Raw genomic sequence first — 26,987 nt, forward strand, 5'->3', positions numbered from 1 at the left:
CTATGCCGTCGGCCGCCAGAACCCCTGAAAGCCCTGACCGGCGTTCGCCGTCCTGATCGGGGAGAGCTTCACGGGGTCGCCGGCCTCGATCATGGTGCCGTCTCCGACGATCATCGCGACATGACCGTCCCAGACCGCGAGATCTCCGGGCATCAGGGAACCCGGTGCGACTGCGCGGCCGATGTCTTGCTCCTGAGCCAGTCGCGGAAGATCCAGCCCCGCTTGGTGATACGCCCATTGGGTCAGACCGCTGCAGTCCAGGCCCTGCCCCGGCGTGGTGCCGCCCCACTGATATGGGACGCCGAGCTGGGTCAGCGCATGGCGGACGGCGCTGGCGGCCACCGCGTTGGGCGCCATCACCACCGTGCCGTCGGGCAGGCGTATCGCCACCCCCTCGCCGAAACTCGCCGCCTCGGGGGTGTCCATCGGCGTCTCGGCCGCGGTGAAAGCCGCCGGCGCAGCGCTGGGGCCGCCCCCGGAGCGCTCCCCACCCGAGAAGCCGCCCGGAAAGCCCCCGCCGGAACCGCCGGACCCGCTTCCGGACAGTCCGCCCGAGCCGGCGCCGGGCCAGCCCGCCGTATGGGTGGCCGCGGGCGGCGGCCTGGTCTCGACCGCAGTGGCGTGCCGGTCGAGCTCGGCGAGAAGGTCCTCGACCACGGCGATCGCCCGGCCCAACGCGTCCCGCGCCTCGGTGAGCAACTGCTTGGCCACCCCGGGTTCGTCGAGCCGCGGCTCGAGCGCGGCCGCCTTCGCCTCGAACTCCTCGACGATGTCGGCGAGTCGGCGGTGGGCACCCGCCACGGCCCCGGCGGCGTCGCGCGCGACCGAGCCCAGCCGCCCGGCCCGCTCCGCGGCGCCGTCGATCGCCGCGGTCGTCGTCGCCGCGAACTCCGCCGCGGCGTCCGCACCCGAACCCGACCAGTCCGCGTCGGCCTCACGCCACGCCTGCGACGCGGCGTCGGCCACATCGGTCAGGGTGTCGCGGACCCCGCTCAACACCGCCGCCGGGTCGCCGGCCGGTTCTCCCGACCAGCCCGGCCCCACGAGCGCCTGCACCCGTCGCAGCGGCGCCGTGAGGGCGCTGACCAGCCCGCTGGTCATCCGAGTGGTATCCGGCGCGCAGCATCGGCGTCTGCCGCGTCGTAGGACTGCGCGGCCGCACCGGCGGCGGCGTGGGCACCCGCGAGCGCAGCGCCGAGAGCGGTGAGCGCGCCCGCGTCCTCCTCGGCTGCCCGGTGCAGGGCGGCGAGGAAACGCGTGCCGACCGGCCCGTAGTCGGTGGCGCCGCTGGCTGCGCCGGCGAGGTGCGCGGCAGCGCCCCGCAGCAGGGCGGCGTGCGCGTCGGAGGTACGGCCATAGGCGCGGACGGCTTGGGTGTCGACAGACAGGGCGTCGACGGACAGACGGGCGAACACAGACAGTTAGACGCCGGGAAAGCTCACCCGGTTCCCATTAAGGTCCACTCTCATGGATGTGCGCGTTGTCGACCACCCGCTGGCCGCGGCGCGGCTGACCACCCTGCGTGACGAGCGCACCGACAACGCGGCGTTTCGCGCCGCGCTGCGGGACCTGACGCTGATGCTCGTCTACGAGGCGACGCGCGAGTCGCCGGTCGAGACCATCCCGGTGCGGACCCCGATGGCCGAGACGGCCGGTGCGCGGCTGGCCAATCCGCCGCTGCTGGTGCCGGTGCTGCGGGCCGGCCTCGGCATGGTCGATCAGGCGCACGCGCTGATCCCCGAGGCCCAGGTCGGCTTCGTCGGGATGGCCCGCGACGAGGAGACCCACCAGCCCACGCCGTACCTGGAGTCGCTGCCCGACGATCTGAGCGCTCGGCCGGTCATCGTGCTGGACCCGATGCTTGCGACCGGCGGCTCGATGGTGCACACGCTCGAACTGCTCTTCGCCAGAGGCGCCGCCGACATCACCGCGCTGTGCGTGGTGTGCGCGCCAGAAGGCGTTGCGGCACTGGAGGAAGCGGCGCCGCAGATCAAGCTGTTCACCGCCAGCATCGATGCGGGCCTCAACGACGTCGCCTACATCGTGCCGGGCCTGGGCGATGCCGGCGATCGTCAGTTCGGCCCGCGCTGAGTCAGTTCGCGGACCTGCTCGGCGAGCGTGGCCTGCAGCTGCGCGGCCCGGGTCCGCGCCGTCTCGAGGTCGCCGTCGCACCGAACTTCGAGGTAGCACTTGAGCTTCGGTTCGGTGCCGGAGGGGCGGATCACGACGCGGACCGACGTGGCAGCGTCACCGCCGGTGCACACCAGCGCGTCGGTGCGCGGGGCGAGGTCGGTGGTCTCGACGGGGTAGGAGGCCAACCGCTGTGGTGGTCGAGACCGGAGATCTGCCATCAGTTCTGCTGCGGCAGAGGGTGATTCGATGCGACGGGTGATGGCCGTGGTGGTGTGCACGCCGTGGCGGCGCGCCAGCTCGTCGAGGGCTTCGGTCACCGACAGTCCGCGTGCGCGCAGGGCGGCCACCATGTCGCAGGCCAGCACCGCGGCGCTGATGCCGTCTTTGTCGCGCACCGCAGCCGGATCCACGCAGTGGCCGATCGCCTCCTCGTAGGCGTACAGCAGCGTCGCATCGAGCCCCTCGTCGGCCCGGGCGAGCCATTTGAAGCCGGTCAGCGTCTCGACGTGGTGCGCGCCGTATCCGGCGGCGATGCGCGCCAGCATCCGCGACGACACCACGGTGCTGGCCACGACCGCGCTCCCGGCATCTGCGTCGCAGAGTAGGTAATCGCCGAGGAGCCAACCGGTTTCGTCCCCCGAGAGCATCCGCCAGCCGCTCGCTGTGGGTACGCCGATCGCGCATCGGTCGGCGTCGGGGTCGAGCGCGATCGCGATGTCCGCGTCGATGTCTGCGGCCAGCGACAGCAGGCGATCAGTCGCCCCGGGTTCTTCGGGATTCGGGAAGGTGACGGTGGGAAAATCCGGATCGGGTGCGAACTGCGCTTCCACGACCGCGACGTCGGAGAGGCCGGCCAGTGCCAACGCGTCGAGCGCGTAGTCGCCGCCGACGCCGTGCATCGGCGTGAGCGCGACGCGCACCGATCCGCTCGCCCGTCGGACGCTCGACGCCCGTTCCAGGTAGCGGGTGACGAACTCGGTTCCGGACGCAGTGACCTCGCCCCGTGGGATCTCGTCGGCCGGTGGCGCGACAGCGATGGCAGCCTCGATCTCGGTGTCGACGGGGGAGACGATCTGGAGTCCTCCGGCGGCGTACACCTTGTAGCCGTTGTCGGACGCCGGATTGTGGGATGCGGTGACCTGCACCCCGGCCGCCGCCCCGGTGTGCCGAACCGTGAACGCCACCACCGGTGTCGGCACCGGCGCGAACATCAGTGTCACTGAAAGTCCCTGCGCGGCAAGCACTTCTGCCGCCCCGCGGGCGAACTCCGCGGAATGGTGCCGGGCGTCGTAGCCGACGATCACGTGCTCGCCGCCCCGCCCGTGCCGCGTCAGCACGGTGCCCAGGGCCCAGGTCGCACGCAGCACCACGGCCAGGTTCATCCCGTTCGGCCCGGCGCGCATCGGCCCGCGCAGGCCCGCGGTGCCGAATGTCAATGTGGCGGCGAAGCGCTCGGCCAGGTCCTCGGTGCTGCAGGCGGCCAGCTCCGCGGCTGCGTGAGGGTCTGGATCGTGGGCCAGCCACTGCTGGACGGCGGCGAACAGATCGGACGTCACTTACGTCAGTGTGCCCGCCTCGGCGTCGGCCAGTTTGCGCAGGATGGGGGCGACGAGCATGAGCAGGTCGAACTCGAGGGTGGACAGCCGTTCGCGCATCGTGGTGTGCAGCCACGCATCGCGCTCGGCGCGGTCGGCGTCCAACAGGACGGAGCCGTCGGGGGTGATCTCGACGAGTTGGCGTCGCCGGTCGGCGGCGTCGGGCCGGCGCGCGATCAGTGCCCGCGACTCGAGTTCGTTGAGTGAGTCGGTGAGCGATTGCACCTTGACCCCCATGCGCACACCCAGCTCGGCGGGTGTGGTGACTCCAGTGCGGCTGACCTCGCCGAGCAGCTGCATCTGGCTCAACGTCAACCCGTTGTCGGGCCGGTGCCGGCGCAGCTGCCGCGTCACCGCCATCATCGATTCCCGCAGCTCTGTGGCTGCCGACGCCTCGATACCCATTACCAAGTTATACCTTGCAAAGTTGCACGAGTCACGACCCGAACTCGCACGTTGAGATCTTGAATTAGTAAGCGCATACTTGTCATCACGATGCCGTGGTGGAAACAGATGCTCAGGTGGACAGTGCTGCTGGCGGCGACGGTGGCGGTCACTGTCCCGCTCACCCTCGTCGGAGTACCGTCGGCGGCTCTGTTCGCCGCGCTCGTCGTCGGCATCGCGCTGGCGCTGTCCTCGGCCGGTCCGGCCGGGGTGCCCCGCAAGCTCGGCGTCGCCGCTCAGGGCGTACTCGGCGTCTACATCGGCACGATGGTGCAGCAGGATTCACTCGGCACCCTGGGTGGGCACTGGCCCGTCGTCGTCGGTGTCGCGGTGGGCACGTTGCTGCTCAGCGTCATCGCCGGAGCGCTGCTAGGACTGCGCAGGGACGTCTCCCCGCTGACCGGCTCGCTGGCTCTGGTCGCCGGTGGCGCCTCGGGCCTCGTCGCCATCGCGCGCGAACTGGGTGGTGACGATCGCGTCGTCGCCGTCGTGCAGTACCTGCGCGTCGGCCTGGTCACCGCGTCGATGCCGGTCGTGGTCACGCTGATCTACCACGCTGACAAGTCCCGCGCCGACGCAGCCGCCGGGGTCCCCGCCGACCAGGCGCCGTGGTACCTGAGCCTGGCGATTCTCGTCGTGTTGGTGATCGCCGGTGCGACCCTCGGGCGGCTCATCCGGTTGCCCGGCGCCGGCCTGCTCGGTCCGTTGGCGCTGACGGTCGCTCTGGAGGTCAGCGGGTTCTCGTTCGGTCTGTCGGTGCCGATGCTGCTGGTCCAGGCCGGCTACATGCTCATCGGATGGCAGGCGGGCCTGGCGTTCACCCGTTCGTCGTTGCGCGCGGTCGGTCGGCTGTTACCTGCGGCGATCGCGTTGATCGTCGCGATCGGCGTGGCGACCGCCGGCTCGGGTGTGCTGCTGGCCCACCTCACCGGGTTGACTCCGCTGGAGGGCTATCTCGCGACCAGCCCCGGCGGGGTCTATGCGGTGTTGGCGACCGCCGTCGAGACCGGGTCGAACGTGACCTTCGTGATCGCCGCCCAGGTCGTGCGGATTCTGCTGATGCTGTTCGCAGCCCCGCTGATGGCCCGCGGTGTGGTGTGGGCGAGCCGGCGCCTCGGCCGCGATCAGAGCCGGGAGATGACCGCCGAGAGCAGAGAGCCCATCCGCGTCGCGGACTGACGGCCGGCCTCGAGTACCTCGTCGTGGCTCAGCGGCTGCCCGGTCATACCGGCGGCCAGGTTCGTCACCAGCGACACCCCGAGCACTGCGGCTCCGGCTGCCCGCGCGGCGATGGTCTCGTGCACCGTCGACATCCCGACCAGGTCGGCGCCCAGCGTGCGCAGCATCCGAATCTCGGCGGGGGTCTCGTAGTGCGGTCCGGGCAGGCCCGCGTAGACGCCCTCGGCCAGGGTCGGGTCGATCTCACGGGCCAGCGCGCGCAGGCGGGGCGCATACGCGTCGACGAGGTCGACGAACTGCGCGCCGACCAGCGGCGAGCGCGCGGTCAGGTTGAGGTGGTCGCTGATCAGCACCGGCTGACCCACGCTGAACTCGGGGCGCAGCCCGCCGGCGGCGTTGGTCAGGATGACGGTGTGTGCGCCCGCGGCGCACGCCGTGCGGACCGGGTGCACGACGTGGCGGAGATCGTGTCCCTCGTAGGCGTGGCTGCGGCCGAGTAGCACGAGGACCCGCTGCGTGCCGACGTGCAGCGAGAAGACCTGGCCGCCGTGGCCCTGGGCGGTGGGCGGGGTGAACCCGGGGAGTTCGGCCATCGGGACGACGGCGGTGGGTTCACCGAGTTGCTCGGCAGCCGGCGCCCACCCCGAGCCGAGTACGACGGCGACGTCGTGGTGTCCGACGCCGGTGCGCTGCGCCACCGCGTGCGCGGCGTGCTGTGCGACCGCCCCGGCATCCTCCACGACCGGCAGCTTAGTGCGGGTGTCGCGGCAGTGAGATACTTGCCCGCATGCCCACCGCCGCCGCCACGTCCGTCGCTGACGTGATCGCCAGCCGCCGGCAGGACTTGGTGGAGCTCTCACATCAGATCCACGCCGAACCCGAGTTGGCGTTTGCCGAGCACCGCAGCTGCGCCAAGACCCAGGCCTTGGTCGTCGAGCGCGGTTTCGAGCTGACGACGGCGGTCGCGGGGCTCGACACCGCGTTCCGCGCGGTGTACGGCAGCGGTGACCTCGTCATCGGGATCTGCGCCGAGTACGACGCGCTGCCCGGCATCGGGCACGCCTGCGGGCACAACATCATCGCGGCGTCGGCGGTCGGTACCGCGCTGGCCCTGGCTGAGGTTGCTGACGAGCTCGGCATGACGGTCGTGCTGCTGGGCACTCCCGCCGAGGAATCCGGCGGAGGCAAGGCGTTGATGCTCGACGCCGGGGCGTTCGACGACATCGCTGCGACGGTCATGCTGCACCCCGGTCCGATCGACATCGCCGCCGCGCGCTCGTTGGCGCTGTCCGAGGTCATGGTGCGCTACACCGGGCGCGAGTCGCACGCGGCGGTCGCGCCGTATCTCGGCGTCAACGCCGCCGACGCGGTGACCGTCGCCCAGGTGGCAATCGGCCTGTTGCGTCAGCAGCTGGCGCCGGGGCAGATGTGTCACGGCATCGTCACCGACGGCGGCCAGGCGGCCAATGTCATCCCGGCCCACGCCGAGATGGCCTACACGATGCGCGCGACGAACTCGGAGTCGTTGCGAGAGTTGGAGACTCGTATGGCGGGCTGCTTCGCTGCGGGTGCGGTGGCCACCGGCTGCTCGCACGAGGTGCGCGAGCCGGCACCCGGCTACGCCGAGCTGAAACCTGATCGCTGGTTGTCGTCGGTGATCCGCGCCGAGATGCTGCGGTTGGGCCGCACCCCGGTTCCCGAGGAGGTCGAGGCGTCAGTGCCGTTGGGCAGCACGGACATGGGCAACGTCACGCAGGTGATGCCCGGTATCCACCCGGTCGTCGGGATCGACGCCGGTGGCGCGTCGATCCACCAGCCGGAGTTCGCGGCGGCGGCGGCGGGGCCGAGCGCGGACACCGCAGTGATCGATGGTGCGATCATGTTGGCGCGCACGGTCGTTGCGCTGGCCACCGATGCCGGTGAGCGTGACCGGGTGCTCGAGCTGCAGCATCGGAGGGCCGCATGAGCGTGTTAGCGCACGCCGCGGCGCGCTTCCTGTCGGCCCGCTACGACGATCTGGTGGCGTGGCGGCGGCACCTGCACATGCATCCGGAGCTGGGTCGCCAGGAGTTCGCGACGACGCAGTTCGTCGCATCGATCCTGGCCGATGCCGGGCTGAACCCGAAGGTGCTGCCCGGCGGCACCGGTTTGACGTGTGATTTCGGTCCCGACGACGGTCCGCGGGTGGCGCTGCGCGCCGACATGGACGCTCTGCCGATGACCGAGCGCACCGATGCGCCGTATGCGTCGCTGGTGCCCGGTGCCGCGCACGCGTGCGGTCACGACGCGCACACGGTGGTGCTGCTGGGTGCGGCGTTGGCCATGGCTTCGGCACCGGAGCTGCCGGTGGGGGTGCGGTTGATCTTCCAGGCTGCCGAGGAGCTGATGCCGGGCGGTGCGATCGACGCGATCGCGGCGGGTGCGCTGAACGGGGTCTCGAGAATCTATGCACTGCACTGTGATCCGCACCTGGAGGTCGGCAAGGTCGCAGTCAAGCCGGGCCCCATCACTTCGGCGGCCGATCAGCTCGAGGTGGTGCTGCATTCGCCGGGTGGGCACACGTCGCGCCCGCATCTGACCGGCGATCTGGTCTACGGCATCGGCACGCTCATCACCGGTCTGCCGGGGGTGCTGTCGCGGCGCATCGATCCACGCAACAGCACCGTGATGGTGTGGGGGGCGGTCAACGCGGGGGTGGCCGCCAACGCAATCCCGCAGACCGGCACACTGGCCGGGACCATCCGCACCGCCAGCCGCGAGACCTGGGTCGGCATGGAAGACATTGTCACCGAGACGATTTCGTCCTTGCTCGCCCCGTTGGGCATCGAGCATGTGGTGAACTACCGGCGCGGCGTGCCGCCGGTGGTGAACGAAGAGGTGTCCACGCGCATCCTCACCCACGCGATCGAGGCGATCGGACCCGATGTGCTGGCCGACACCCGGCAATCCGGTGGCGGGGAGGACTTCTCCTGGTATCTGGAGGAGGTGCCGGGCGCGATGGCGCGGCTCGGCGTGTGGAGCGGTCAGGGCCCGCAGTTGGACCTGCACCAGCCGACGTTCGACCTCGACGAGCGTGCCCTCGGTGTCGGGGTGCGGCTGCTGACCAACATCGTCGCCAACTCCGCCTGAGGCACCGAGACTGCGGGCAGATCGCGAATCGACGCTGAACTGAGATCTCCCCGCAGTCTCGCCGAAGAAAACTAGCCCCCGGGGCCCGGGCCGATGTTGCTCGACGGGCGGGTGCGCAGATCGTAGACGTATTCGGCTGGCGCGCCCGCTATCTCGGCCGCCTCGGCCATCACGCCGAGATAGCGTGCCGACGGGATGCCGCCCTCCCAGGCGTCCACCACGTAGAGCCACGCCAGCGCCGGGTCGGTGGAGGTGTCCGACGACGTGCGCTCCACCCGGCAGCGGATCTTCTTGTGGATGCCGAGCTCCGAACCCTCCCAGCGGTCGAGGTTCTCCTCGTCCTCTTTGGTCACGTCGTAGAGCACCACGAAGACCTTGGAGTCGGGGTCCTCGACGATCGTGGCGAGGGCGCCTTCCCATCCGATGTCCTCGCCGCCGAAGGTGAGCCGCCACCCGTGCAGCCAGCCGGTACCCGCCATCGGCGAATGAGGAGCCCGCTGCAACATCTGCTCGGGATGCATGTTCGAGCCATAGGCGGCGTAGAGCGGCACGCGAGAAGCTTAAACGTATCTGTGTGCAATAGGTTGGTGGCGTGGTAACGCGGATCGTGATCATCGGCGGTGGACCGGCAGGGTATGAGGCGGCATTGGTCGCGGCGGGTCGCGGCCGCGAGGTCGCCCAGGTGACGGTTGTCGATTCCGACGGCGTCGGCGGCGGCTGCGTGCTCTACGACTGCGTGCCGTCGAAGACGCTGATCGCGTCGACGGGCGTGCGCACCGAACTGCGTCGCGCGCAGGGGCTGGGCTTCGACCTCAGCATCGACGACGCGACCATCTCCCTGCACGACATCAACAACCGCGTGAAGACGCTGGCCGCCTCTCAATCCGCCGACATCGGCAGCCAGCTGCTCAATCAGGGTGTGACGATCATCGGTGGCCGCGGTGAGCTGGTCGACGACATCGCCGGCATGGCACATCACCGGGTCAAGGTGACCACCCCCGACGGCAAGGTCGGCGTGCTCAAGGCCGACATCGTGCTGATCGCCACCGGCGCCAGCCCGCGGGTCCTGCCGAACGCGGTGCCCGACGGCGACCGGATCCTGACGTGGCGGCAGGTCTACGACCTCGAAGAGCTGCCCGAACATCTCGTCATCGTCGGCTCCGGGGTGACCGGCGCGGAGTTCTGCAACGCCTACACCGAGCTCGGCGTCACGGTCACCGTCGTCGCGAGCCGCGACCAGATCCTGCCCCACGAGGATTCCGACGCTGCGGCGGTGCTGGAAGAGGTGTTCAACGAGCGCGGCGTGACGCTGGTGAAGAACGCGCGTGCGGAGTCGGTGACGCGCACCGAGAAGGGGGTGCGGGTCGCGATCGCCGACGGGCGCGTCGTGGAGGGCACCCACGCGTTGATGACGGTCGGTTCGGTGCCCAACACCGCAGGTCTGGGTCTGGACCGCATCGGCGTCGAGCTGAAGCCGGGCGGCTACATTCCCGTCGACCGCGTCTCGCGCACGCCGGCACCGGGCGTCTACGCCGCGGGGGACTGCACGGGATTGCTGCCGCTCGCGTCGGTCGCGGCGATGCAGGGTCGGATCGCGATGTACCACGCGCTGGGCGAAGGGGTGTCTCCGATCCGGTTGCGGACGGTCGCGTCGGCGACGTTCACCCGTCCCGAGATCGCCGCGGTCGGCATCCCGCAGTCCGCGATCGACGACGGCAGCGTGCCCGCCCGCACCCTGACGCTCCCGTTGAGCACGAATGCGCGCGCGAAGATGTCCCTGCTGCGGCACGGTTTCGTCAAGATCTTCTGCCGGCCGGCCACGGGTGTGGTCATCGGTGGCGTGGTGGTCGCGCCGATCGCCTCGGAGCTGATCTTGCCGATCGCGCTGGCTGTGCAGAACCGGATCTCGGTGACCGACCTGGCGCAGACGCTGTCGGTGTATCCGTCGCTGTCGGGTTCGATCGTCGAGGCGGCGCGGCGGTTGATGGCACACGACGATCTGGACTGATGCCACGTACCCTGGACTTCGTACTGACCGGTAACAAGGAAGGTGCACGTGAGCAACCAGGTGGACGATCTCGGCCCTGACCAGCGTGCCCAGGCGTGGCAGCAGCTCGGCAGCGAGCAGTTCGACGTCGTGGTGATCGGCGGGGGAGTCGTGGGCGCGGGCGCTGCGCTGGACGCCGCGACGCGAGGACTGAAGGTGGCACTCGTCGAGGCCCGCGATTTCGCGTCGGGCACCTCCAGCCGCAGCAGCAAGATGTTCCACGGCGGGCTGCGCTACCTCGAGCAGCTGGAGTTCGGGTTGGTGCGGGAGGCTCTGCACGAACGGGAGTTGTCGCTGACGACGCTGGCGCCGCATCTGGTCAAGCCGCTGCCGTTCCTGTTCCCGTTGACCAACCGCTGGTGGGAGCGGCCCTACATCGCGGCCGGCATCTTCCTCTACGACAGCCTGGGTGGTGCGAAATCCGTTCCGGCGCAGAAGCATCTGACCCGGGCCGGCGCGCTGCGGCTGTCGCCGGGGCTCAAGCGCAGTGCGCTGATCGGTGGAATCCGCTACTACGACACCGTCGTCGACGATGCGCGGCACACGATGATGGTGGCGCGCACCGCCGCGCATTACGGGGCGGTGGTGCGGACGTCGACGCAGGTGGTCGCGTTGCGACGGGAGGGGGACCGGGTCACCGGTGTCCGGGTGCGTGACTCCGAGGACGGTTCGGTCACCGATGTGCGCGCTCACGTCGTGGTCAACGCGACGGGGGTGTGGACCGACGAGATCCAGGCACTGTCCAAGCAGCGCGGCCGGTTCCGCGTGCGGGCGTCCAAGGGCGTGCACATCGTGGTGCCGCGGGACCGCGTTGTCAGCGAGGTCGCGATCATCCTGCGCACCGAGAAGTCCGTTCTGTTCGTGATTCCGTGGGGCACGCACTGGATCATCGGCACCACCGACACCGACTGGAACCTCGACCTGGCGCACCCGGCGGCCACCAAGGCCGACATCGACTACATCCTCGGCACCGTCAACACGGTGCTGGCCACCCCGCTGACTCACGACGACATCGACGGCGTGTATGCCGGGCTGCGGCCGCTGCTCGCCGGGGAGAGCGAAGAGACCTCGAAGCTGTCCCGCGAACACGCGGTCGCGGTGCCCTCACCCGGGCTGGTCGCGATCGCCGGCGGCAAGTACACCACCTACCGGGTGATGGCCGAGGACGCGATCGACGCCGCGGCGGAGTTCGTGCCCACGCGGGTGGCGAAGTCCATCACCGAGAAGGTGCCGCTGATGGGTGCCGACGGCTACTTCGCGCTGGTGAACCAAACGCAGAGTGTGGGAAAGCGATACGGCCTGCACCCGTACCGGGTCCGGCATCTGCTCGACCGGTACGGCTCGCTGATCGACGAGGTGCTGTCGATGGCCGACGGCAAGCCCGAGCTGCTCGAGCCGATCACCGATGCCCCGGTGTACCTCAAGGTGGAGGCCGCCTACGCCGCAGCCGCGGAAGGGGCTCTGCACCTGGAGGACATCCTCGCCCGGCGCATGCGGATCTCCATCGAGTATCCGCACCGCGGGGTGGAGTGCGCTCGCGAGGTTGCCGAAGTCGTTGCACCGGTGCTGAATTGGTCGGCCGAGGACATCGACCGCGAGGTCGAGACGTACCGGGCGCGGGTGGAGGCCGAGGTGCGGTCGCAGACGCAGCCCGATGACGAGTCCGCTGACGCATTGCGCGCTGCTGCACCGGAGGCTCGCGCCGAGATCCTCGAGCCGGTCCCGCTGACTTGAGGCGCCCCGCACCGCTTCCCGTGCGCGACGGGCTCGGTCCGGCCCGGGTGCGACTGCGGGGAGGTGCGGTGCTCGTCGAGCTGGCCGACCGGTTCGGCGAAGCGGCAGCGGCCAAAGTGCTTGCTGGAGAGGTGTACTGCGCCGACGGCAGTGTGGTGACGGGGTTGACGGTGCTGCCGCCCGGCGCGCACGTGTTCCTGTATCGGGACCTGCCCGACGAGGTGGTCGTTCCGTTCGACATCCCGATCCTGTTCGCCGATGACAACCTCGTTGTCGCCGACAAGCCGCATTTCCTGGCGACGATGCCGCGCGGCGGGCACGTCGCGCAGACCGCTCTGGTCCGACTGCGTCGGGAGTTGGATCTTCCTGAGCTGAGCCCTGCGCACCGATTGGACCGGCTGACCGCCGGGGTGCTGGTGTTCACCACGCGCCGCGAGGTGCGCGGTGCGTATCAGACGCTGTTCGCGCGGGGAGAGGTCGACAAGACGTACCTGGCGCACGCTCCGGCGACCGACGCCGAGTTGCCGATCACGGTGCGCAGCCGCATCGTCAAGCGGCGGGGCTGTCTGCAGGCGGTGGAGGAACAGGGAGAGCCCAACGCCGAGACGCGCATCGAGCGGGAGAACGCGCTGTACCGGCTGTCTCCCCGCACGGGCCGTACGCACCAGTTGCGGGTGCACATGGCGTCATTGGGGGTGCCGATCACCGGGGATCCGCTGTACCCCGAGGTGATCGACGTGGCGCCGGACGACTTCTCGACTCCGCTGTGTCTGCTCGCCCACCGCATCGCGTTCGACGATCCGTTCACGGGACGGCGGCGTCAGTTCACCAGCGAGCGGGCCCTGGAGCCCTAGTGTGCGTCCAGATCGCAACTCCCCTCGAACTGCGATCCGCGGCTGCGATCTGAACGCACACTGTGCGCCGTCGAGGGCGCACCCAGGAAATGTACGACATCGTCAATGAGTTCGCTGGCCGAATACTTGAAAACGGTAAAAATTGCTGGACGTGGAGTTCTGTGTGGGATGACCCGTGATTGAGTATTTGCTCGGTAACGCATTTGACCGCTACGGCAGGCGGTCGTGGGGTCACCGTCGCGACGGCGCCCGTGTGCTGTGTCGATGGTCTGTGGCGCGACGTGGACCGGCGATGCTGGCAAATCCGGAGGCCGGTGCGGCGCGGGGGGGTTGGGCGCGTTCGGCCGCGCGGCAGGGTGGGGACTGCCACAATCGACGCTGGCCCGCGGGGGTTCGTCGGACTGGGAGGAGCGCGTGTGCGCATCGGTTGGCTTGTGGCGACAGCGGTGACGGTGGGTGTCGGCCCTCTGCTGGTGCCGGCCGCGCCCGCGCAGGCGATCTGCGGCTCGGTGAGCGGCAGGATCGTCGACGTCACGGGGTGCTCGGACCCGCTGTGGGAGCTCAACGGCGTCCTGACGCCGCCGCCCCCTCCGCCACCACCGCCGCCCCCGCCTCCGCCGGGTGCGCCACCGCCACCGCCCCCTCCGCCGCCTCCGCCGCCTCCGCCGGTGGCGTGGACGCCGAACGTCAGCGTGTGCGCCGATGTCGGCCGACGGATCAGCGTCAGCGGGTGCGTGTGATGGACCGACCGACCTTCGACCGGCTCTTCGACATGTCGGACCGGATTGTCATCGTGACCGGCGGTACCCGCGGCATCGGGCTGGCGCTGGCGCAGGGCTATGTGCTCGCCGGTGCGCGCGTGGTGGTGGCCAGCCGCAAGGCCGAGGCCTGTGAGCAGGCCGCCGCGCACCTGCGGGAACTCGGGGGTGAGGCGATCGGTGTCCCCACCCATCTCGGTGAGGTGGACGACCTCGGCGCGCTCGTCGAGCGCACTGTCGCCGAATTCGGCGGGGTGGACGTCGTGGTCAACAACGCCGCGAACGCGCTGGCCCAACCGCTCGGGCAGATGACCGCCGACGGGCTGACGAAGTCGTTCGAGGTCAATCTGCGGGGACCGGTGTTCCTCGTGCAAGCGGCGCTGCCGCACCTGAGGGCCAGCGAGCACGCGGCGGTGCTGAACATGGTGTCGGTGGGGGCGTTCGTCTTCGCGCCGATGCTCGCGATCTATGCGTCGATGAAGGCGGCGCTGATGTCGTTCACGCGGTCGATGGCTGCGGAGTTGGCGCATGACGGCATCCGCGTCAACGCGCTCGCGCCAGGACCGGTGGACACGGACATGATGCGCAAGAACCCGCAGGAGGCGATCGACGGCATGGTCGGCGCCACGCTCATGCGTCGGTTGGCCAGTGCGGACGAAATGGTCGGTCCCGCACTGCTGTTGACCTCCGGTGCGGGCAGCTACCTGACGGGCCAGGTCATCATCGTCGACGGCGGCGGGACACCGCGCTAGCTCTTGCGCAACACCTTCGCGGCTGCCTCGCGCATCTCACCGCTGGTGGTCGCGAGGATCTGGCTGCGGTTCTCCAGGTGCAGCGCGGCCTCCAGGCTGCCGGCATCGAGGTTCGCCCAGAGCACCTGCTTGGTCGATTCCACGCCGAATCTGCCGTATCCGCAGAGTGTTTCGGCGATCGTCAGAGCCTCGGCCAGGGCGTCGTCGGCCAGCCGGGACACCAGGCCGAGACGCAGCGCCTCATCGGCGTCGACGACGCGGGCGGTGAGGATGAGGTCGAACGCCTGCCCGGCGCCGACGATTCGGGGCAGCGTGTAGCTCACGCCGATGTCGCAGCCGCCGAGACCCAATTTGATGAATTGCGTGCAGAATCGGGCGGAGGGGGCGGCGACGCGCAGATCGCATGCGGCCGCGATGCCCAGTCCGCCGCCGTAGGCGACGCCGTTGACGGCGGCGATCACGGGCTGCCGGAGCCGGTGGATCTTCGCGGTCAGATCGGCGATGCGTTCCTGCCAGCGCATCCCTGACCGGGGGAATTCCAGGCCGCCACCGGTCTGTTCGGGGTTCGTGGTGCGCAGGTCGAGTCCTGCGCAGAAGCCGCGTCCCGCACCGGTCAGCACGACGACCCGACACGTGTTGTCGGCCGCCACGGCGTCGAGCGCCGTGTGGACCGCCTCGACGAGTTCGTAGGACAGGGCGTTCAGCGAATCGGGCCGGTTGAGCGTCAGCACGGTGATCTCGGGCTGCGGTCGTGTCACTTCCAGAACGGACGCCATGGGCGTCACGCTAGCTGCTGCGCCACTCCGACACTCCGATGGTGATCATCCGCAGCTGTTTGACGGCGATCCGGCGGATCTCGGCCACCGCCACCGGGTCGGTGGTGTCTTCCAGGGCCTCGGCGATCGAGATCATCGAGTTCACGAAGACACTGGCCAGGATGTTGAGGTCTTCGCCGCTCCAGGTGTTCAGCCCTGGGAAGCGGGCCAGGTCGATGGCCAGCTCGGAGGTGATCAGCCGGATCTCGGTGCGGATCGCATACCGCAGCACGGTGACGCCGCTGGAGCGTTCCCGCCCGATGAACAGCCAGTGTTCCCGCCGGGCCTGCACACCCTCGATCAGGATGTCCACCGAGGACTCGATGACGCGGTTGGGGTCGAGCTTGCCGGCGCGGCCGCCGCGCAGCATGTCGCGCAGAGTACGGAAGGATTCGTCGATCAGCACCAGGCCGAGCGCTTCCATCGACTCGAAGTGCCGGTAGAAGGCGGCGGGCACGATACCCGCCTCGCGGGTCACCTCCCGCAGGCTCAAGGCGCTGAAACTTCGCTCGGCGAGCAGGTGCAGTGCGGCATCGACGATCGCCCGGCGGGTCGCTTCCTTGCGCTCCTCGCGGGACAGGGATTTGTCGTCTTCCCTGGTCCGAGACGATTCGCGTGACCTGCTCGACCTCCCGGATCGGTCAGAGTGTGACCTGGGCGTACGACTGTTCACTGTCTGTGAAACCTACCACACGCTGCACCGATCTCTTGACGGAGGGGTCGGAAAGCGCGCACGGTATACACATGTTCACTCAAACTTTGACCACCCGGACGCGGCGGTCGAGGCTGCTGAACCTCCTGACCGGACCGCACGGCGTCGACCGCTACACCGAACTGGTCGACCCGACCTGGACTCGTGGCGATGCTCGTGCCCGGGTCGTGGCGGTGCGCCGCAGCACACCCCGCAGCGTGACTCTGACTCTCGCGCCCAATCGCGCCTTCGCCGGCTTCCGGGCCGGGCAGCACATCAACCTGTCGGTCGAGATCGACGGTCGCCGTCGCACACGGCCCTACTCGCCGGCCAACGCCGAAACCGACGGACACATCGAAGTGACGGTCGGCCGGCACGACGGTGGCCTCGTGTCCACCTACCTCTACGAGCACGCCCGCCCCGGCATGGTCGCCTTCCTCGACTCCGTGGCCGGCGAGTTCACCCTGCCGGAGACGCTGCCCGATCGGATGCTCTTCGTCTCCGGTGGCAGCGGCATCACCCCGGTGATGTCGATGCTGCGCACGCTGCGTGCACGCGGCCATCGAGGTGGGGTCGCGTTCGTCCACTACGCGCGATCGGCGCAGGAGGCGTGCTACCGCGACGAGCTCGCCGAGACCGCGGCCACGATGCCGAACGTGACGGTGCGCCACGGCTTCACCCGCGACGCCGAGGGTTCGGACCTCACCGGACGGTTCGGCGCCGACCACCTGCCGTTCGTCGACCCCGACGCGGTGTTCGTGTGCGGTCCGCCGGCCCTGGTCGACGCGGTCCGCGAGATGTTCCCCGACGCTCTCCACGAGAGCTTCGTCCCGCCGGTGTTCGACGGCGAAGCCTCCGGTGGGCAGGTCACGTTCAGTGACAGCGGACTCGAGCTGACCGACGACGGCCGACCGCTGCTCAACCAGGCCGAGGACGCGGGCCTGACTCCCGAGAGCGGGTGCCGGATGGGCATCTGCTTCTCCTGCACGCGACGCAAGAACAGCGGCGTGGTGCGCAATGTCGTCACCGGTGCGGTGTCGTCCCCGGACGAGGAAGACGTGCAGATCTGCGTCACCGCTCCTGTCGGCGACGTCGACATCGCTTTGTAGAAGACCTGAGCTCTGTAAAAGACCTGACCCAGTTCGTCACTCCCTGCGAAAGGAACCGAGATGACCGAGACCTTGGACACCACCGAAACCCTGAAAACCGCTGAAACTCCGGAAACCACTGCGCCGCAGCCCAAGACGCTGTCGAAGACGGTCGGCGGCCGCACGATCACGATGACCCCCGAGCAGGCCGAAGCCTTCGGCCGCGAGCTCGACGCGCTCAAGGAAAGCGTGATCGCTGACCTCGGCGAGCGTGACGCCACCTACATCCGCCGCATGATTAAAGCGCAGCGCGGCCTCGAAATCGGCGGACGCGCATTGCTTTTCGGTGGCATCATCCCGCCGTTCTGGCTGGCCGGCACGGCCATGCTGGGCTTGTCGAAGATCATCGACAACATGGAGATCGGCCACAACGTCATGCACGGCCAGTACGACTGGATGGGCGATCCGGCCATCTCGTCGCGCGGGTTCGAGTGGGACACTGCCTGCCCGGCCGAGCAGTGGCGTCACTCGCACAACTACATGCACCACACCTACACCAACATTGTCGGCATGGACCGCGACGTGGGCTACGGCATCCTGCGGATGAGCGCCGACCAGAAGTGGAAGCCCTACTTCCTGGGCAACCCGCTGTGGGCCTTCCTGCTGATGGTGCTGTTCCAGTACGGCGTCGCGCTGCACGAACTCGAGAGCGAGAAGATCGCATCGCGTGAGATCACGCTGCGGGACAAGCGCGAGATCCTCGACGGCATCTGGCGCAAGAACAAGCAGCAGACGCTCAAGGACTACGTGGCGTTCCCGTTGCTGGCCGGGCCGTTCGCGCCCTGGGTGTTCGCGGGCAACATGACGGCGAACCTGATGCGCAACGTGTGGGCCTACATGATCATCTTCTGCGGTCACTTCCCTGAGGACGTGCAGGAGTTCTCGATCGAGGAGACCAAGGCCGAGACTCGGGGCCAGTGGTACTTCCGGCAGGTGCTGGGTTCGGCGAACCTGACCGGCGGCAAGCTCTTCCACATCCTCAGCGGCAACCTGAGCTTCCAGATCGAGCACCATCTGTTCCCGGACATCCCGGCGTTCCGCCACGCGGAGATCGCGCCCAAGGTGCGCGACATCTGCGAGCGCTACGGAGTGCCCTACAACTCGGGCCCGCTGCCGCGGCAGTTCGCGACGGTGGTCCGCAAGATCGTCAAGCTGGCGATGCCCTGGAACTGACCTCTGACACACCGTCGTAGGCCCCCGGCGACAGAGCCGGGGGCCTTCGGCGTCTCTCTCGATGCTCAGCCGGCCCAGACGTCTTCGACGTAGTGATCCGAGGCCACCAGGCCGTCGAGCCAGGCCACGGCCGCGGCCTCATCGGACCCGGTGCGCGACCGGTAGATGTCACGGAACGCGGCCCGCACCGCCGGCGCCATCCGCGCGCCGTCGCCGCAGATGAAGACGTGGGCGTTCTTCGACGGATCGCCCAGCAGCTCCCAGACGTCGTCGGCGTCGGCCGCGATCCTGTCCTGCACGTAGCGCACACCGTGCTCCGGCGCCCGCGAGAAGGCCGGTCGCATCGCCACGATGCCCTCGCGCTCGGCCTCCTCGAATTGCGTTCGGAAGATGTAGTCGACGTCCGGGTCGCGCACGCCGAAGAAGCACAGCGCCGGGGCGAAGGGTTCCCCGGCCTGTTTGGCGGCGAGCCGGTCGCCCAGGAATCCGCAAAAGGGGGCAACGCCGGTGCCCGCGCTGACGAGGATGACATTGCGCTGCGGGTCCGCTCCGGCCCGGAACGCCTGACGCGCCGGATCGATTCGCGCCCGCACGCACGTCCCGGGAGGCATCGTCGCGAGGTGGTTCGACGCCACACCCTTGAACAATCCGTAGCCTGATCGCGCCGGGGTGTCGAGCACGCTGACGATCAGTGCCACCTCTCGCGGCGACAGCTGCGACGACGAGGCGATCGAATAGTGGCGCGGGGTCATCGGTTCCAGTAGTTCCAGCAGTTGTGCGCCGGTCAGCGCGCAGGCAGGGTACCGGTGCAGCAATTCCACCGGGCTCAGCCAGCAGGGTTCGTCGGAGTCCGCGAGTTGTTCGAGCGCCGCGCGTTCGGGGTCGCAGGGGTTCGTCGCGGCCAGGCGGCGCAGCTGGCTCTTGGTGGCCGGCTTGCGCAGTTCGACGAAGTGGGTGAGCAGTTCGCGGACGCTGACCTCGCGGTCGAGGGCGATCGATCGCCGCGAGGACCGTCGCGGGTTGACCGACAGCCGCAGCTCCGGGTCCAGGGACAGCATCTCCAGCACCGTGTCGACGACGTCGGGTGGGTTGTCGGCCAGCACCGTGAGGTGGTCTCCGGTCGAGTAGTCGACACCGTCTGGAAGTGCCACCCGGACATAGTGTTTCTGCTGTCCCGGCACGTCCACCAGCTCGTCGTTGAGGGTGACCGTCATCGGCTGCACCGCGAAGCGCTCGTCGAGGGCACTGGTCACCGGTCCGGAGATGAGGCGCAGATCGTAGAGCGGTTCGTCCGCGGCGGTCAGCGGCGTGGCGTCCGGATCGCCGAAGCGTTCAGCCAGTGCTGCCCACAGCGCGGCCTCGAACTGCTCGACCGTCGCCGTCAGATCGCCGGATGTGTCGGCAGAGGCCCGCGGTACCAGGGGCTCTCCGCCGAGGGCGTGCAGCCGGTCGTCGATGAGTATCGGGATGGCCTGGTAGGTGTCGGCCCAGTTGTGGTCGCCCACGCCGAGCACGGCGAACAGCGGATCACCCTGCAGCGTGGTGGTTTCGGACTGCAACCACGCGGTGAACTCCCGTGCGTCATCGGTGGGTTGGCCGTTGTAGGACGACGCGACGATCACGACGGCGTCGGTGGCGGGCAGCCCGCCCGCGGCGGTGTCGAGCGGTGCGACGGTGGCCGTGCAGCCGAAGTCGGTTGCGTCGTCGGCCAATTGCTTGGCCAGAGCCCGGCACGTACCCAGATTGGATCCGTGCAGGATGGCCAGCGTCGTGCCGGCCTTCACCGGTAGGAGAGCGGACGTAGACGAGGCGGGCACCACCGCGGGTGCCGCGGCGTTGGCATTCCGGTCGGCCGGCGTGCGGCGCAGCAGGTCGACGGTGAAGCCGACCGGTCGCCGGCTGAGCCCGTCCCAGCGCAGTTCGTAATGGGCGGAGTCGATCAGACGGTAGCGGTGCACGACGCGCGCCACGAGCAGGGCCGCCTCGTGCAGGGCGAACTGGCGGCCGATGCAGGATCGCTCCCCGGTGCCGAACGGTTTGAACAGGGCGGTCGAACGGTATTCTGCGACAGCGGGATCGAACCGCGCCGGATCGAACACCTCGGGGTTGTCCCCCCATTGCGGTTGACGATGCAGCGCACCGGTCAGAACGGTCACCGCTTCGCCGCGCGCGACAGGGTAGCGGCCGGCGAGAACGGTGTCGGCCAGGGCCATGCGGTCGAACATCAGGACGGGGGGCGAGAGGCGCAGGGTCTCACTGATCACCTGGCGCAGGTAGGTGAGCTTGCCGATGTCGTCGAAGGTCGGCACGTGATCGTCGTCGTTGCCGAACACCGCGTCCACCTCCGCGCGGACGCGGGCGAGGACAGCCGGGTGGTGTAGCAGGTTGTAGACGGTGTTGGGCATCAGTTCTGACGTCGTCAACTGTCCGGCGATCAGGAACGTCATGATCTGGTTGCGGATGTTGTCGGCGTCAAGATGCCCGTCGAGCATGACGTAGAGCAGGTCCCCGGTACCGCCGGCGGAGTGGTCGGCGATCATCTCGTCGAACGAGGCGTGCAGTGACGCGAGTTCGTCGCGGAATGCCGGTGTTTCGCCGTGGGTCACCACTTCGGTCAGTGCATCGGTGAACGCCTGGGGGATCGGCGCGAGGCCGTCGTGTTCGAAGGAGTCGAAGCGGGCGCCGAAGCCTGCGAGCGCGACGGTGTCCATCGCCAGTTTCTGCAGATCGGCGGAGACGTCGACCGGCTCGGCGCCTGCGCGGGCATCCCAGCGGTCGATCAGCTGGTTGTTGATGTCGAGCATCGCGTCGTGATACGTGCGCAGTCCGGCATAGCTGAAGCCGGGCAGCAGCACGTCATGGGCCGTCTGCCAGGTGGGTTCTCCGTGGTAGGCCGTGAAGAGGCCGTCACCGGCGAGCGGCCGGACCCGCGCGAGCGACGCGGTGAGGTTCTTGGCGAACCTGCTCTCGTCGCACAGCTCTTCGACCAACTCCAGCGAGCAGGCGTAGAGCTTGCGCGTCCCGGTCCACTCGCCGTAGAAGATCGGGCCGTGGAGTTCGGCGAGGACGTCGACGGGCAACGCGTAGGGCCGGCCGGAGAGCTGCTCGGCACCCGGCAGCGTCGCGACCGGAACGTCGTCGAGAACCGGCGGTTCGGAGGGGCAGAACTCGGTCATGCCGCGCAGCTTAGGGCTTGTTCGGCGACGTAGCTGACGGCTCCGGCAATTTTCTCGGGAGCGAGTCCACTCAGCGTTGGCAGGTGGGGCACCAGTAGGTCACCCGGTCGCCGTCCTTGTCGGTCTCGACGCGTGTGCCGCAGCGCCGACACGGCAACCCCGCCCGGCCGTACACCCAGACGTCCTGGCCGGGCCTCGTGTTGCCGGTGGTGGTGCGGTTGATCCGTAACCGGTTCTGCCACAACATCTGCTGCGCTCGGGTGACCACCCGCAGTGGATCGGCGAGTTCGCCGACCCTGGTGGTCGGCTGCAACCCGAACACGAACGACAGTTCGTTGGCGAACACATTGCCGACACCGGCCATCACCCGCTGATCCAGCAGTGCCTCCGCGAACGGGCGATCCGGGTCTTTCGTCAGATTCGCCGCCGCCTCTCTCACCGACGCTGCCGACCAGTCGTCGCCGAGAAGGTCGGGGCCCAGGTGCGCGACGGCATCCATGTCGTGGTCGCGTTCCAGCACTTCGAGCACACCGAGGTCGATGCCTGAGGCCACCGAGTCGGCAGTGCCGAGAACGATCCGGATCTTGTAGGCCGGCACTCTGACCCGGCCGATGATCCAGGCACCATCCATCTTGAGGTGTGAGTGGATGCTCGCCTGTCCGACCCGGATGAACAGATGCTTGCCGCGGCTGAGCACCTCGTCGACGACCTGTCCGCTCAGGTCCACCGCCGCATAGCGCGGCACCCGCACATCGCAGCGCGTCAACGTCTTGCCCTGCAGCGCTTTTCGCAGCTTGTCCGCGGTGCGGAAAACAGTGTCACCTTCGGGCATCAGCGCAGCCGCAGCCCGCGTGGCGTCCGAGAGAATCCCGCCTGGACCAGTGATTCGACCACCATCGACTCGCGGCTCTCGAGCACCGGGACCCCGTCGATGCGTTCGACGAGCAGCGCCGGGACACGCTGTCGGGTCACCAGTTCGGCGAGTGCGGCAGCCGCGGCGTTGTGCACGCCGGCGTCTTCGGTGAAGCTGAGCAGCGACCTGCCCCCGCGTTCGACGAACCATGCCAGCTCGCCGTCGACAAGCACCACCAGGGCGCCTGCTTTGCGCCCGGGGCGGTGGGCGCCCTCGCCCTGGCTGGGCCACGGCAGCGCCGCGCCGAAGGGGTTGGCCGGATCGGTCGCCGCCAGCGCGACCGCGCGCAGACTCTGCTGCTTGTCGTCGATGCTGTCGGCGTGGCTGCGCAGCCGATCGACGGTGCTCGCGGTCGCGAACTGGGCACCGCCGAGTGATTCGACGAAATAGCCCCGCTGGCAGCGCCCGGCTTCCTCCATCGTGCTGAGCACCTTGTACATCGAGGCGAACCCGCCCGCGATGTTCTCCGCGGCGACCGCGCCTTTGGTGAGCACGCCGTGGCGTGCCAACAACTGGTCGGCTTGGTAGGAGGCCCGCAGCGTGGTGTCGACCTCGGCAGTGGGCAGCGCCGACCACCGCCCCGCCACCGTCGGATCGGTGTCCCGGTGCGCACCGAGCCCGGCGGAGCTGATGCTGTAGCGGCTCAGCCGTGGTGCGCGGCGATGCCGGTGCGATGGGGCCGCCGAGCGGCGGGCACCGGGGCCGCGGGTGCCCGCCAGTAGTGCGCGCACGGGTGCGAACGTGTCCCCGCCGACATAGCCTGCCCAAATCAGTTGCCACAGAGCTTCTTTGAGAGCCTCGGTGGTCACGCCGTCGACGGCGAGCTGGCGGAAGAAGTACGCGCCACCGCCGCTGAGCGCGCCGAGGACGGCGTGGTGGGTGTCGGTGAAGTCGAGCTCGCCAGGAGGTGTCAGCGACAGCGGAGCGGTGTCGGCGGGGTGGAACGCCACCCAGCCGTCGGCAGACGAGAGCGCGCCCGCTCCGGACCACAACACTTCGCCGGAGGCGAGGAGTTCGTCGAGCATGCCGGGTTGGTAGTCACGCACCCGCTGCCCGAAGATCAACGGCTCGACCGCAGAGGCGGGTATCGACACCCCGGCGAGCTGATCGATCACCGACGCGAGACCGTCGACCCCGGACACGCGGTCGCTACCGAGCTGCTGCCAGGCCGGGAGGAAGCGACCGAACGCGGCGGTGCTGACGGGCTCGATCTGCGCCCGCAGTGCAGCCAGCGAGCGGCGCCGGAGAATGCGCAGCACCTCGGCGTCACACCACTGGTCGCCGGTGTCACCGGGCACGTCGGTGAACTCGCCGCGCACGAGCTTTCCGTCGGCGGCCAGTCGGCCCAGCACGTCGGCGGCCACCCGTACCCCGAGGCCGAAGCGCGTCGCCGCCTCGGCCGTCGTGAAGGGTCCACGGGTGCGGGCGAAGCGGGACAGCAGCTCGCCCAGCGGGTCCATCACGGGTTCGAGGAACGCGACCGGAACGCCCACCGGCACCGCCACCCCGACGCCGTCGCGCAACCGCCCGATGTCCTCCACCGATGCCCACCACGTCTGCCCGGCATAGGACACCGTGACCAGTCGCTTGGCGCCCAGTAGTCCTTCCAACCAGCCGCCGACGTCGTCGACGGTGCAGCGCGCCACGATCTCCTCGACCGTCAGCGGACCCAGCATCCGCAGCAGATCGGCCACGCCCTCGGCGTCGCGGGCCTTCCGCTCGTCGGTGAGGTGTTGGAGCTGGCGGGTGGTGCTGGCGATGACGTCGGCGTCGAGCAGCTCCCGCAGTTCGACCCGGCCGAGCAGCTCGGCCAGCAGCGTGGGGTCCAGCGCGAGCGCTGCCGCGCGGCGCTCGGCGAGGGGGCTGTCGCCCTCGTACATGAACGCGCCCACGTATCCGAACAGCAGTGACGCCGCGAACGGGGACGGGGTCGGCGTCTCCACCTCCAGTAGGCGCACGCGGCGTTGCGCGATGCGGGACATCAGGTCGGTCAGCATCGGCACGTCGTAGACGTCCTGCAGACATTCGCGAACGGCTTCCAGGACGATGGGGAAGTCCGGGTAGTTGCGCGCGACGTCGAGCAGTTGGGCGGCACGCTGGCGCTGGTGCCACAGCGGGGAGCGCTTCCCGGGGTGGCGGCGGGGCAGCAGCAGCGCCCGCGCCGCGCATTCCCGGAACCGCGAGGCGAACAGCGCCGACGAGCTGACCTCCGTGGTGACCAGCGGCTCGATCTCGTCGGGTTCGAAGACGAAGATGTCCGCACCCGGGGCGGTGTCGTCGGTGTCGGGCAGCCGGACGATGATGCCGTCGTCGGACGCCGTGGGCTTCTCGTCGATACCGAAACGCTCGTAGAGCCGCTTGCCCACCGCGAGGGCAAGGGGACCGTGCACCCGCAAGCCGTAGGGGGAGTGCAGGATGATTCGCCAGTCGCCGAGTTCGTCTCGGAACCGTTCGACCACCAGCGTGGTGTCCGACGGGACCGCGGTGGTGGCGTTGCGCTGTTCGTCGATCAACGTCCACAGGTTGTCGGTGGCGTACGTGTCGAAACCGACGTCATTGCACCGGTTCTCGAACGCCGGTCGGTCGAGACGGGCCAGCTCGCCGTTGAAGGCGCCGATTGCTCCGCCCAGTTCGGCCGGCCGCCCCACGCCGTCGCCGCGCCAGAACGGCAGCCGCGCCGGCTCGCCCGGAGCGGGGATCACCAGGACGCGGTCATGGGTGATCTCGGTGATCCGCCAGCTCGTCGCGCCCAGGGATATGACGTCACCGGGTCGGGACTCGTAGACCATCTCCTCGTCGAGTTCTCCGACGCGCGAGGGCTTTTCGGAGTCAGCGCTGGAAGCAAGGAACACGGTGAACAGGCCGCGGTCGGGGATGGCGCCGCCGGAGGTGACCGCGAGCCGTTGCGCGCCCGGCCGTGCGGTCAGCGTGCCGGAGTCCCGGTCGTAGACGATGCGGGGGCGGAGTTCGGCGAACTCGGTCGACGGATACTTGCCGGAGAGCAGATCGAGCGTGGCTTCGAACGCGCTGCGCGGCAAGGTGGCGAACGGGGCGCTGCGCCGCACGGTGTCGAACCAGGCCTCGACGTTGAGGGGTTCCAGCGCGCAGGCGGCCACGGTGTGCTGGGCGAGTACGTCGAGGGGGTTGGCCGGCACGCGCATCGTCTCGATCTGCCCGCCCAGCATGCGCTGCACGCTGACCGCGCACCCGATCAGGTCGGTGCGGTGCTTGGGGAACAGCACGCCCTGGCTGATCTCGCCGACCTGGTGGCCCGCACGCCCGATGCGTTGCAGCCCGCTCGCGACCGACGGCGGCGTCTCGACCTGGATCACCAGGTCCACAGCACCCATGTCGATACCCAGTTCCAGGCTCGAGGTCGCGACCACCGCCTTCAATCGGCCGCTCTTGAGGGCATCCTCGACATCGGCGCGGGCTTCCTTGCTCACCGAACCGTGGTGTGCTCGGGCGAGTAGCGGCTCGGCGCCGAAGCTTTGCCCGCTGCCCATCAGGTGCGCCGGAGCGCCGCCGGCCACCCCCGGGTTGGGCCCACCCAACTCGATGCCCAGGCGTTCTGCGTGGATCTCGTTGAGCCGTGCGGTGAGACGCTCGGCCAACCGGCGCGAGTTGGTGAAGACGATCGAGCTGTTGTGCGCTTCGATCAGATCGACGATGCGTTCCTCGACGTCGGGCCAGATCGAGTTGTTCTCGAGGTTCGCCATGTCGGGAACCGGAACCTGCACGGTCAGGTCGAAGGTCTTCGCCGCGGGCGGCGCCACGATCGTCGTGGGGGCGGCGCCGGAGAGGAATCGCGCGACTTCTTCGGGCGGGCGCACGGTCGCCGAGAGACCGATGCGTTGCGCGGGCCGCTCGAGCATCGCGTCGAGCCGCTCGAGGGACACCGCCAGATGCGCGCCGCGCTTGGTAGCTGCGACGGCGTGCACCTCGTCGACGATCACGGTCTGCACCCCGGCGAGTGTTTCCCGTGCAGCGGAGGTGAGCATCAGGAACAGCGACTCGGGCGTGGTGATCAGGATGTCCGGCGGCTTGGTGATGAGTTCCCGACGCTTCGCCGGCGTGGTGTCGCCGGAGCGCACGCCGACGCTGATCTTCGGCGGCTCCTGACCGGCGCGTTCGGCGATCCGTGAGATACCGGTCAGCGGAGTGCGCAGGTTGCGTTCGACGTCGACCGCGAGCGCTTTGAGGGGCGACACGTACAGCACCCGCGTGGTGGGCTCGCTCGACGGCGACCGGGCGAGGCCGTCGATCGCCCAGAGGAACGCCGCCAATGTTTTGCCGGACCCGGTCGGGGCGATGACCAGGGTGTTGTCCCCGTCGGCGATGGCGTTCCAGGCCTGTGCCTGCGCGGGGGTGGGCTCGACGAAGGTGCCGGCGAACCACTCACAAGTCAGCGCGCTGAAACGCTCGAGTGAGTTGCTTGTCAAGGGC

At 69.3% G+C, this 26,987-nt stretch carries 22 protein-coding genes; 11 read left to right on the forward strand and 11 right to left on the reverse strand.

What is annotated here, in order from left to right; translation table 11 throughout:
* Entirely contained in the window at window positions 1-1,101 is a 1,101-nt protein-coding gene (locus ACZ50N_RS06615) for a C40 family peptidase (protein ID WP_464474951.1), read from the reverse strand.
* Window positions 1,098-1,415, reverse strand: a complete 318-nt coding sequence (locus ACZ50N_RS06620) for a type VII secretion target (RefSeq protein ID WP_237165500.1) — start codon at window positions 1,413-1,415, stop codon at window positions 1,098-1,100. Before ACZ50N_RS06620 ends, ACZ50N_RS06615 begins: the two co-directional genes overlap by 4 nt.
* A 52-nt stretch (window positions 1,416-1,467) precedes the next feature.
* Here ACZ50N_RS06620 and upp point away from each other — a divergent pair, with 52 nt between their 5' ends.
* A complete protein-coding gene (gene upp / locus ACZ50N_RS06625) occupies window positions 1,468-2,091 on the forward strand; it encodes a uracil phosphoribosyltransferase (protein WP_133413500.1) in 624 nt (207 codons plus the stop codon).
* Here the strand turns inward: upp and ACZ50N_RS06630 are convergent.
* Together ACZ50N_RS06630 and ACZ50N_RS06635 are read right to left on the reverse strand one after the other, a co-directional pair.
* On the reverse strand, window positions 2,073-3,689 hold the full coding sequence (locus tag ACZ50N_RS06630; protein ID WP_464474952.1) for a phospho-sugar mutase: 1,617 nt from the start codon (window positions 3,687-3,689) through the stop codon (window positions 2,073-2,075). The genes upp and ACZ50N_RS06630 overlap by 19 nt on opposite strands.
* Window positions 3,690-4,133 (reverse strand): MarR family winged helix-turn-helix transcriptional regulator, encoded by a 444-nt coding sequence (locus tag ACZ50N_RS06635; protein ID WP_111512483.1) that lies wholly within the window; start codon window positions 4,131-4,133, stop codon window positions 3,690-3,692. It abuts the gene before it with no gap.
* A gap of 108 nt (window positions 4,134-4,241) precedes the next feature.
* On the opposite strand from ACZ50N_RS06635, the gene ACZ50N_RS06640 reads away from it, so the two are divergent.
* Window positions 4,242-5,351 carry an AbrB family protein gene (locus tag ACZ50N_RS06640; RefSeq protein WP_464474953.1) on the forward strand — a complete coding sequence of 370 codons (1,110 nt, stop codon included), beginning with the start codon at window positions 4,242-4,244 and terminating at the stop codon, window positions 5,349-5,351.
* On the opposite strand, the gene ACZ50N_RS06645 is transcribed toward ACZ50N_RS06640, so the two are convergent.
* Window positions 5,297-6,091, reverse strand: coding sequence for a purine-nucleoside phosphorylase (locus tag ACZ50N_RS06645; protein ID WP_464474954.1), 795 nt, complete (start codon window positions 6,089-6,091; stop codon window positions 5,297-5,299). The genes ACZ50N_RS06640 and ACZ50N_RS06645 overlap by 55 nt on opposite strands.
* Window positions 6,092-6,138: 47 nt before the next feature.
* Between ACZ50N_RS06645 and ACZ50N_RS06650 the strand changes: the two genes are divergently transcribed.
* Both ACZ50N_RS06650 and ACZ50N_RS06655 read left to right on the forward strand, forming a co-directional pair.
* Complete coding sequence (locus ACZ50N_RS06650; RefSeq protein WP_048422328.1) at window positions 6,139-7,317, forward strand: M20 family metallopeptidase; 1,179 nt, start codon at window positions 6,139-6,141, stop codon at window positions 7,315-7,317.
* Window positions 7,314-8,480, forward strand: coding sequence for an amidohydrolase (locus tag ACZ50N_RS06655; RefSeq protein WP_464468771.1), 1,167 nt, complete (start codon window positions 7,314-7,316; stop codon window positions 8,478-8,480). The genes ACZ50N_RS06650 and ACZ50N_RS06655 overlap by 4 nt, the downstream gene beginning before the upstream one ends.
* A 71-nt stretch (window positions 8,481-8,551) precedes the next feature.
* Here the strand turns inward: ACZ50N_RS06655 and ACZ50N_RS06660 are convergent, their stop codons facing one another.
* Window positions 8,552-9,031: a gamma-glutamylcyclotransferase family protein gene (locus tag ACZ50N_RS06660; protein WP_046366355.1), complete on the reverse strand. Its 480-nt coding sequence runs from the start codon at window positions 9,029-9,031 to the stop codon at window positions 8,552-8,554.
* A gap of 41 nt (window positions 9,032-9,072) precedes the next feature.
* On the opposite strand from ACZ50N_RS06660, the gene ACZ50N_RS06665 reads away from it, so the two are divergent.
* The 5 genes from ACZ50N_RS06665 to ACZ50N_RS06685 all read left to right on the forward strand — a co-directional run bounded on the left by ACZ50N_RS06665 (window position 9,073) and on the right by ACZ50N_RS06685 (window position 14,625).
* Complete coding sequence (locus ACZ50N_RS06665; protein WP_464474955.1) at window positions 9,073-10,488, forward strand: NAD(P)H-quinone dehydrogenase; 1,416 nt, start codon at window positions 9,073-9,075, stop codon at window positions 10,486-10,488.
* A gap of 48 nt (window positions 10,489-10,536) precedes the next feature.
* On the forward strand, window positions 10,537-12,261 hold the full coding sequence (gene glpD, locus ACZ50N_RS06670; RefSeq protein ID WP_236693920.1) for a glycerol-3-phosphate dehydrogenase: 1,725 nt from the start codon (window positions 10,537-10,539) through the stop codon (window positions 12,259-12,261).
* Window positions 12,258-13,115, forward strand: a complete 858-nt coding sequence (locus ACZ50N_RS06675) for a pseudouridine synthase (protein WP_464474956.1) — start codon at window positions 12,258-12,260, stop codon at window positions 13,113-13,115. The genes glpD and ACZ50N_RS06675 overlap by 4 nt, the downstream gene beginning before the upstream one ends.
* A gap of 416 nt (window positions 13,116-13,531) precedes the next feature.
* Complete coding sequence (locus tag ACZ50N_RS06680) at window positions 13,532-13,855, forward strand: RNA-binding protein (protein ID WP_110797846.1); 324 nt, start codon at window positions 13,532-13,534, stop codon at window positions 13,853-13,855.
* A complete protein-coding gene (locus ACZ50N_RS06685) occupies window positions 13,855-14,625 on the forward strand; it encodes an SDR family NAD(P)-dependent oxidoreductase (protein WP_464474957.1) in 771 nt (256 codons plus the stop codon). The genes ACZ50N_RS06680 and ACZ50N_RS06685 overlap by 1 nt, the downstream gene beginning before the upstream one ends.
* Here ACZ50N_RS06685 and ACZ50N_RS06690 read toward each other — a convergent pair.
* Window positions 14,622-15,401 (reverse strand): enoyl-CoA hydratase/isomerase family protein, encoded by a 780-nt coding sequence (locus ACZ50N_RS06690; RefSeq protein ID WP_048422325.1) that lies wholly within the window; start codon window positions 15,399-15,401, stop codon window positions 14,622-14,624. The two genes, ACZ50N_RS06685 and ACZ50N_RS06690, sit on opposite strands and share 4 nt — an antisense overlap.
* A 10-nt stretch (window positions 15,402-15,411) precedes the next feature.
* Window positions 15,412-16,113: a TetR family transcriptional regulator gene (locus ACZ50N_RS06695; RefSeq protein ID WP_046364774.1), complete on the reverse strand. Its 702-nt coding sequence runs from the start codon at window positions 16,111-16,113 to the stop codon at window positions 15,412-15,414.
* Between the two features lie 71 nt (window positions 16,114-16,184).
* On the opposite strand from ACZ50N_RS06695, the gene ACZ50N_RS06700 reads away from it, so the two are divergent.
* Together ACZ50N_RS06700 and ACZ50N_RS06705 are read left to right on the forward strand one after the other, a co-directional pair.
* Entirely contained in the window at window positions 16,185-17,240 is a 1,056-nt protein-coding gene (locus ACZ50N_RS06700; protein WP_464474958.1) for a ferredoxin reductase, read from the forward strand.
* Between the two features lie 60 nt (window positions 17,241-17,300).
* Entirely contained in the window at window positions 17,301-18,452 is a 1,152-nt protein-coding gene (locus ACZ50N_RS06705; protein WP_464474959.1) for a fatty acid desaturase family protein, read from the forward strand.
* Window positions 18,453-18,517: 65 nt separating this feature from the next.
* Here the strand turns inward: ACZ50N_RS06705 and ACZ50N_RS06710 are convergent, their stop codons facing one another.
* The 3 genes from ACZ50N_RS06710 to ACZ50N_RS06720 form a co-directional block, all read right to left on the reverse strand.
* The gene (locus ACZ50N_RS06710) at window positions 18,518-21,628 is read right to left on the reverse strand and encodes a cytochrome P450 (RefSeq protein ID WP_464474960.1); all 3,111 of its coding nucleotides are present in this window, start codon (window positions 21,626-21,628) and stop codon (window positions 18,518-18,520) included.
* 70 nt (window positions 21,629-21,698) lie between these two features.
* Complete coding sequence (nei2, locus tag ACZ50N_RS06715) at window positions 21,699-22,460, reverse strand: endonuclease VIII Nei2 (RefSeq protein WP_048422320.1); 762 nt, start codon at window positions 22,458-22,460, stop codon at window positions 21,699-21,701.
* Window positions 22,460-26,983 carry an ATP-dependent helicase gene (locus tag ACZ50N_RS06720; protein WP_464474961.1) on the reverse strand — a complete coding sequence of 1,508 codons (4,524 nt, stop codon included), beginning with the start codon at window positions 26,981-26,983 and terminating at the stop codon, window positions 22,460-22,462. The genes nei2 and ACZ50N_RS06720 overlap by 1 nt, the downstream gene beginning before the upstream one ends.
* Window positions 26,984-26,987: the final 4 nt, after the last annotated feature.

This window comes from Mycolicibacterium obuense (genome assembly GCF_055397605.1).

Coding starts and splice junctions, on each gene's coding strand:
- ACZ50N_RS06615 (WP_464474951.1), bottom strand. CDS start 1,101: ATGACCAGCGGGCTGGTCAGCGCCCTCACGGCGCCGCTGCGACGGGTG.
- upp (WP_133413500.1), top strand. CDS start 1,468: ATGGATGTGCGCGTTGTCGACCACCCGCTGGCCGCGGCGCGGCTGACC.
- ACZ50N_RS06635 (WP_111512483.1), bottom strand. CDS start 4,133: ATGGGTATCGAGGCGTCGGCAGCCACAGAGCTGCGGGAATCGATGATG.
- ACZ50N_RS06640 (WP_464474953.1), top strand. CDS start 4,242: ATGCTCAGGTGGACAGTGCTGCTGGCGGCGACGGTGGCGGTCACTGTC.
- ACZ50N_RS06650 (WP_048422328.1), top strand. CDS start 6,139: ATGCCCACCGCCGCCGCCACGTCCGTCGCTGACGTGATCGCCAGCCGC.
- ACZ50N_RS06655 (WP_464468771.1), top strand. CDS start 7,314: ATGAGCGTGTTAGCGCACGCCGCGGCGCGCTTCCTGTCGGCCCGCTAC.
- ACZ50N_RS06685 (WP_464474957.1), top strand. CDS start 13,855: ATGGACCGACCGACCTTCGACCGGCTCTTCGACATGTCGGACCGGATT.
- ACZ50N_RS06690 (WP_048422325.1), bottom strand. CDS start 15,401: ATGGCGTCCGTTCTGGAAGTGACACGACCGCAGCCCGAGATCACCGTG.
- ACZ50N_RS06700 (WP_464474958.1), top strand. CDS start 16,185: ATGTTCACTCAAACTTTGACCACCCGGACGCGGCGGTCGAGGCTGCTG.
- ACZ50N_RS06705 (WP_464474959.1), top strand. CDS start 17,301: ATGACCGAGACCTTGGACACCACCGAAACCCTGAAAACCGCTGAAACT.
- ACZ50N_RS06710 (WP_464474960.1), bottom strand. CDS start 21,628: ATGACCGAGTTCTGCCCCTCCGAACCGCCGGTTCTCGACGACGTTCCG.
- nei2 (WP_048422320.1), bottom strand. CDS start 22,460: ATGCCCGAAGGTGACACTGTTTTCCGCACCGCGGACAAGCTGCGAAAA.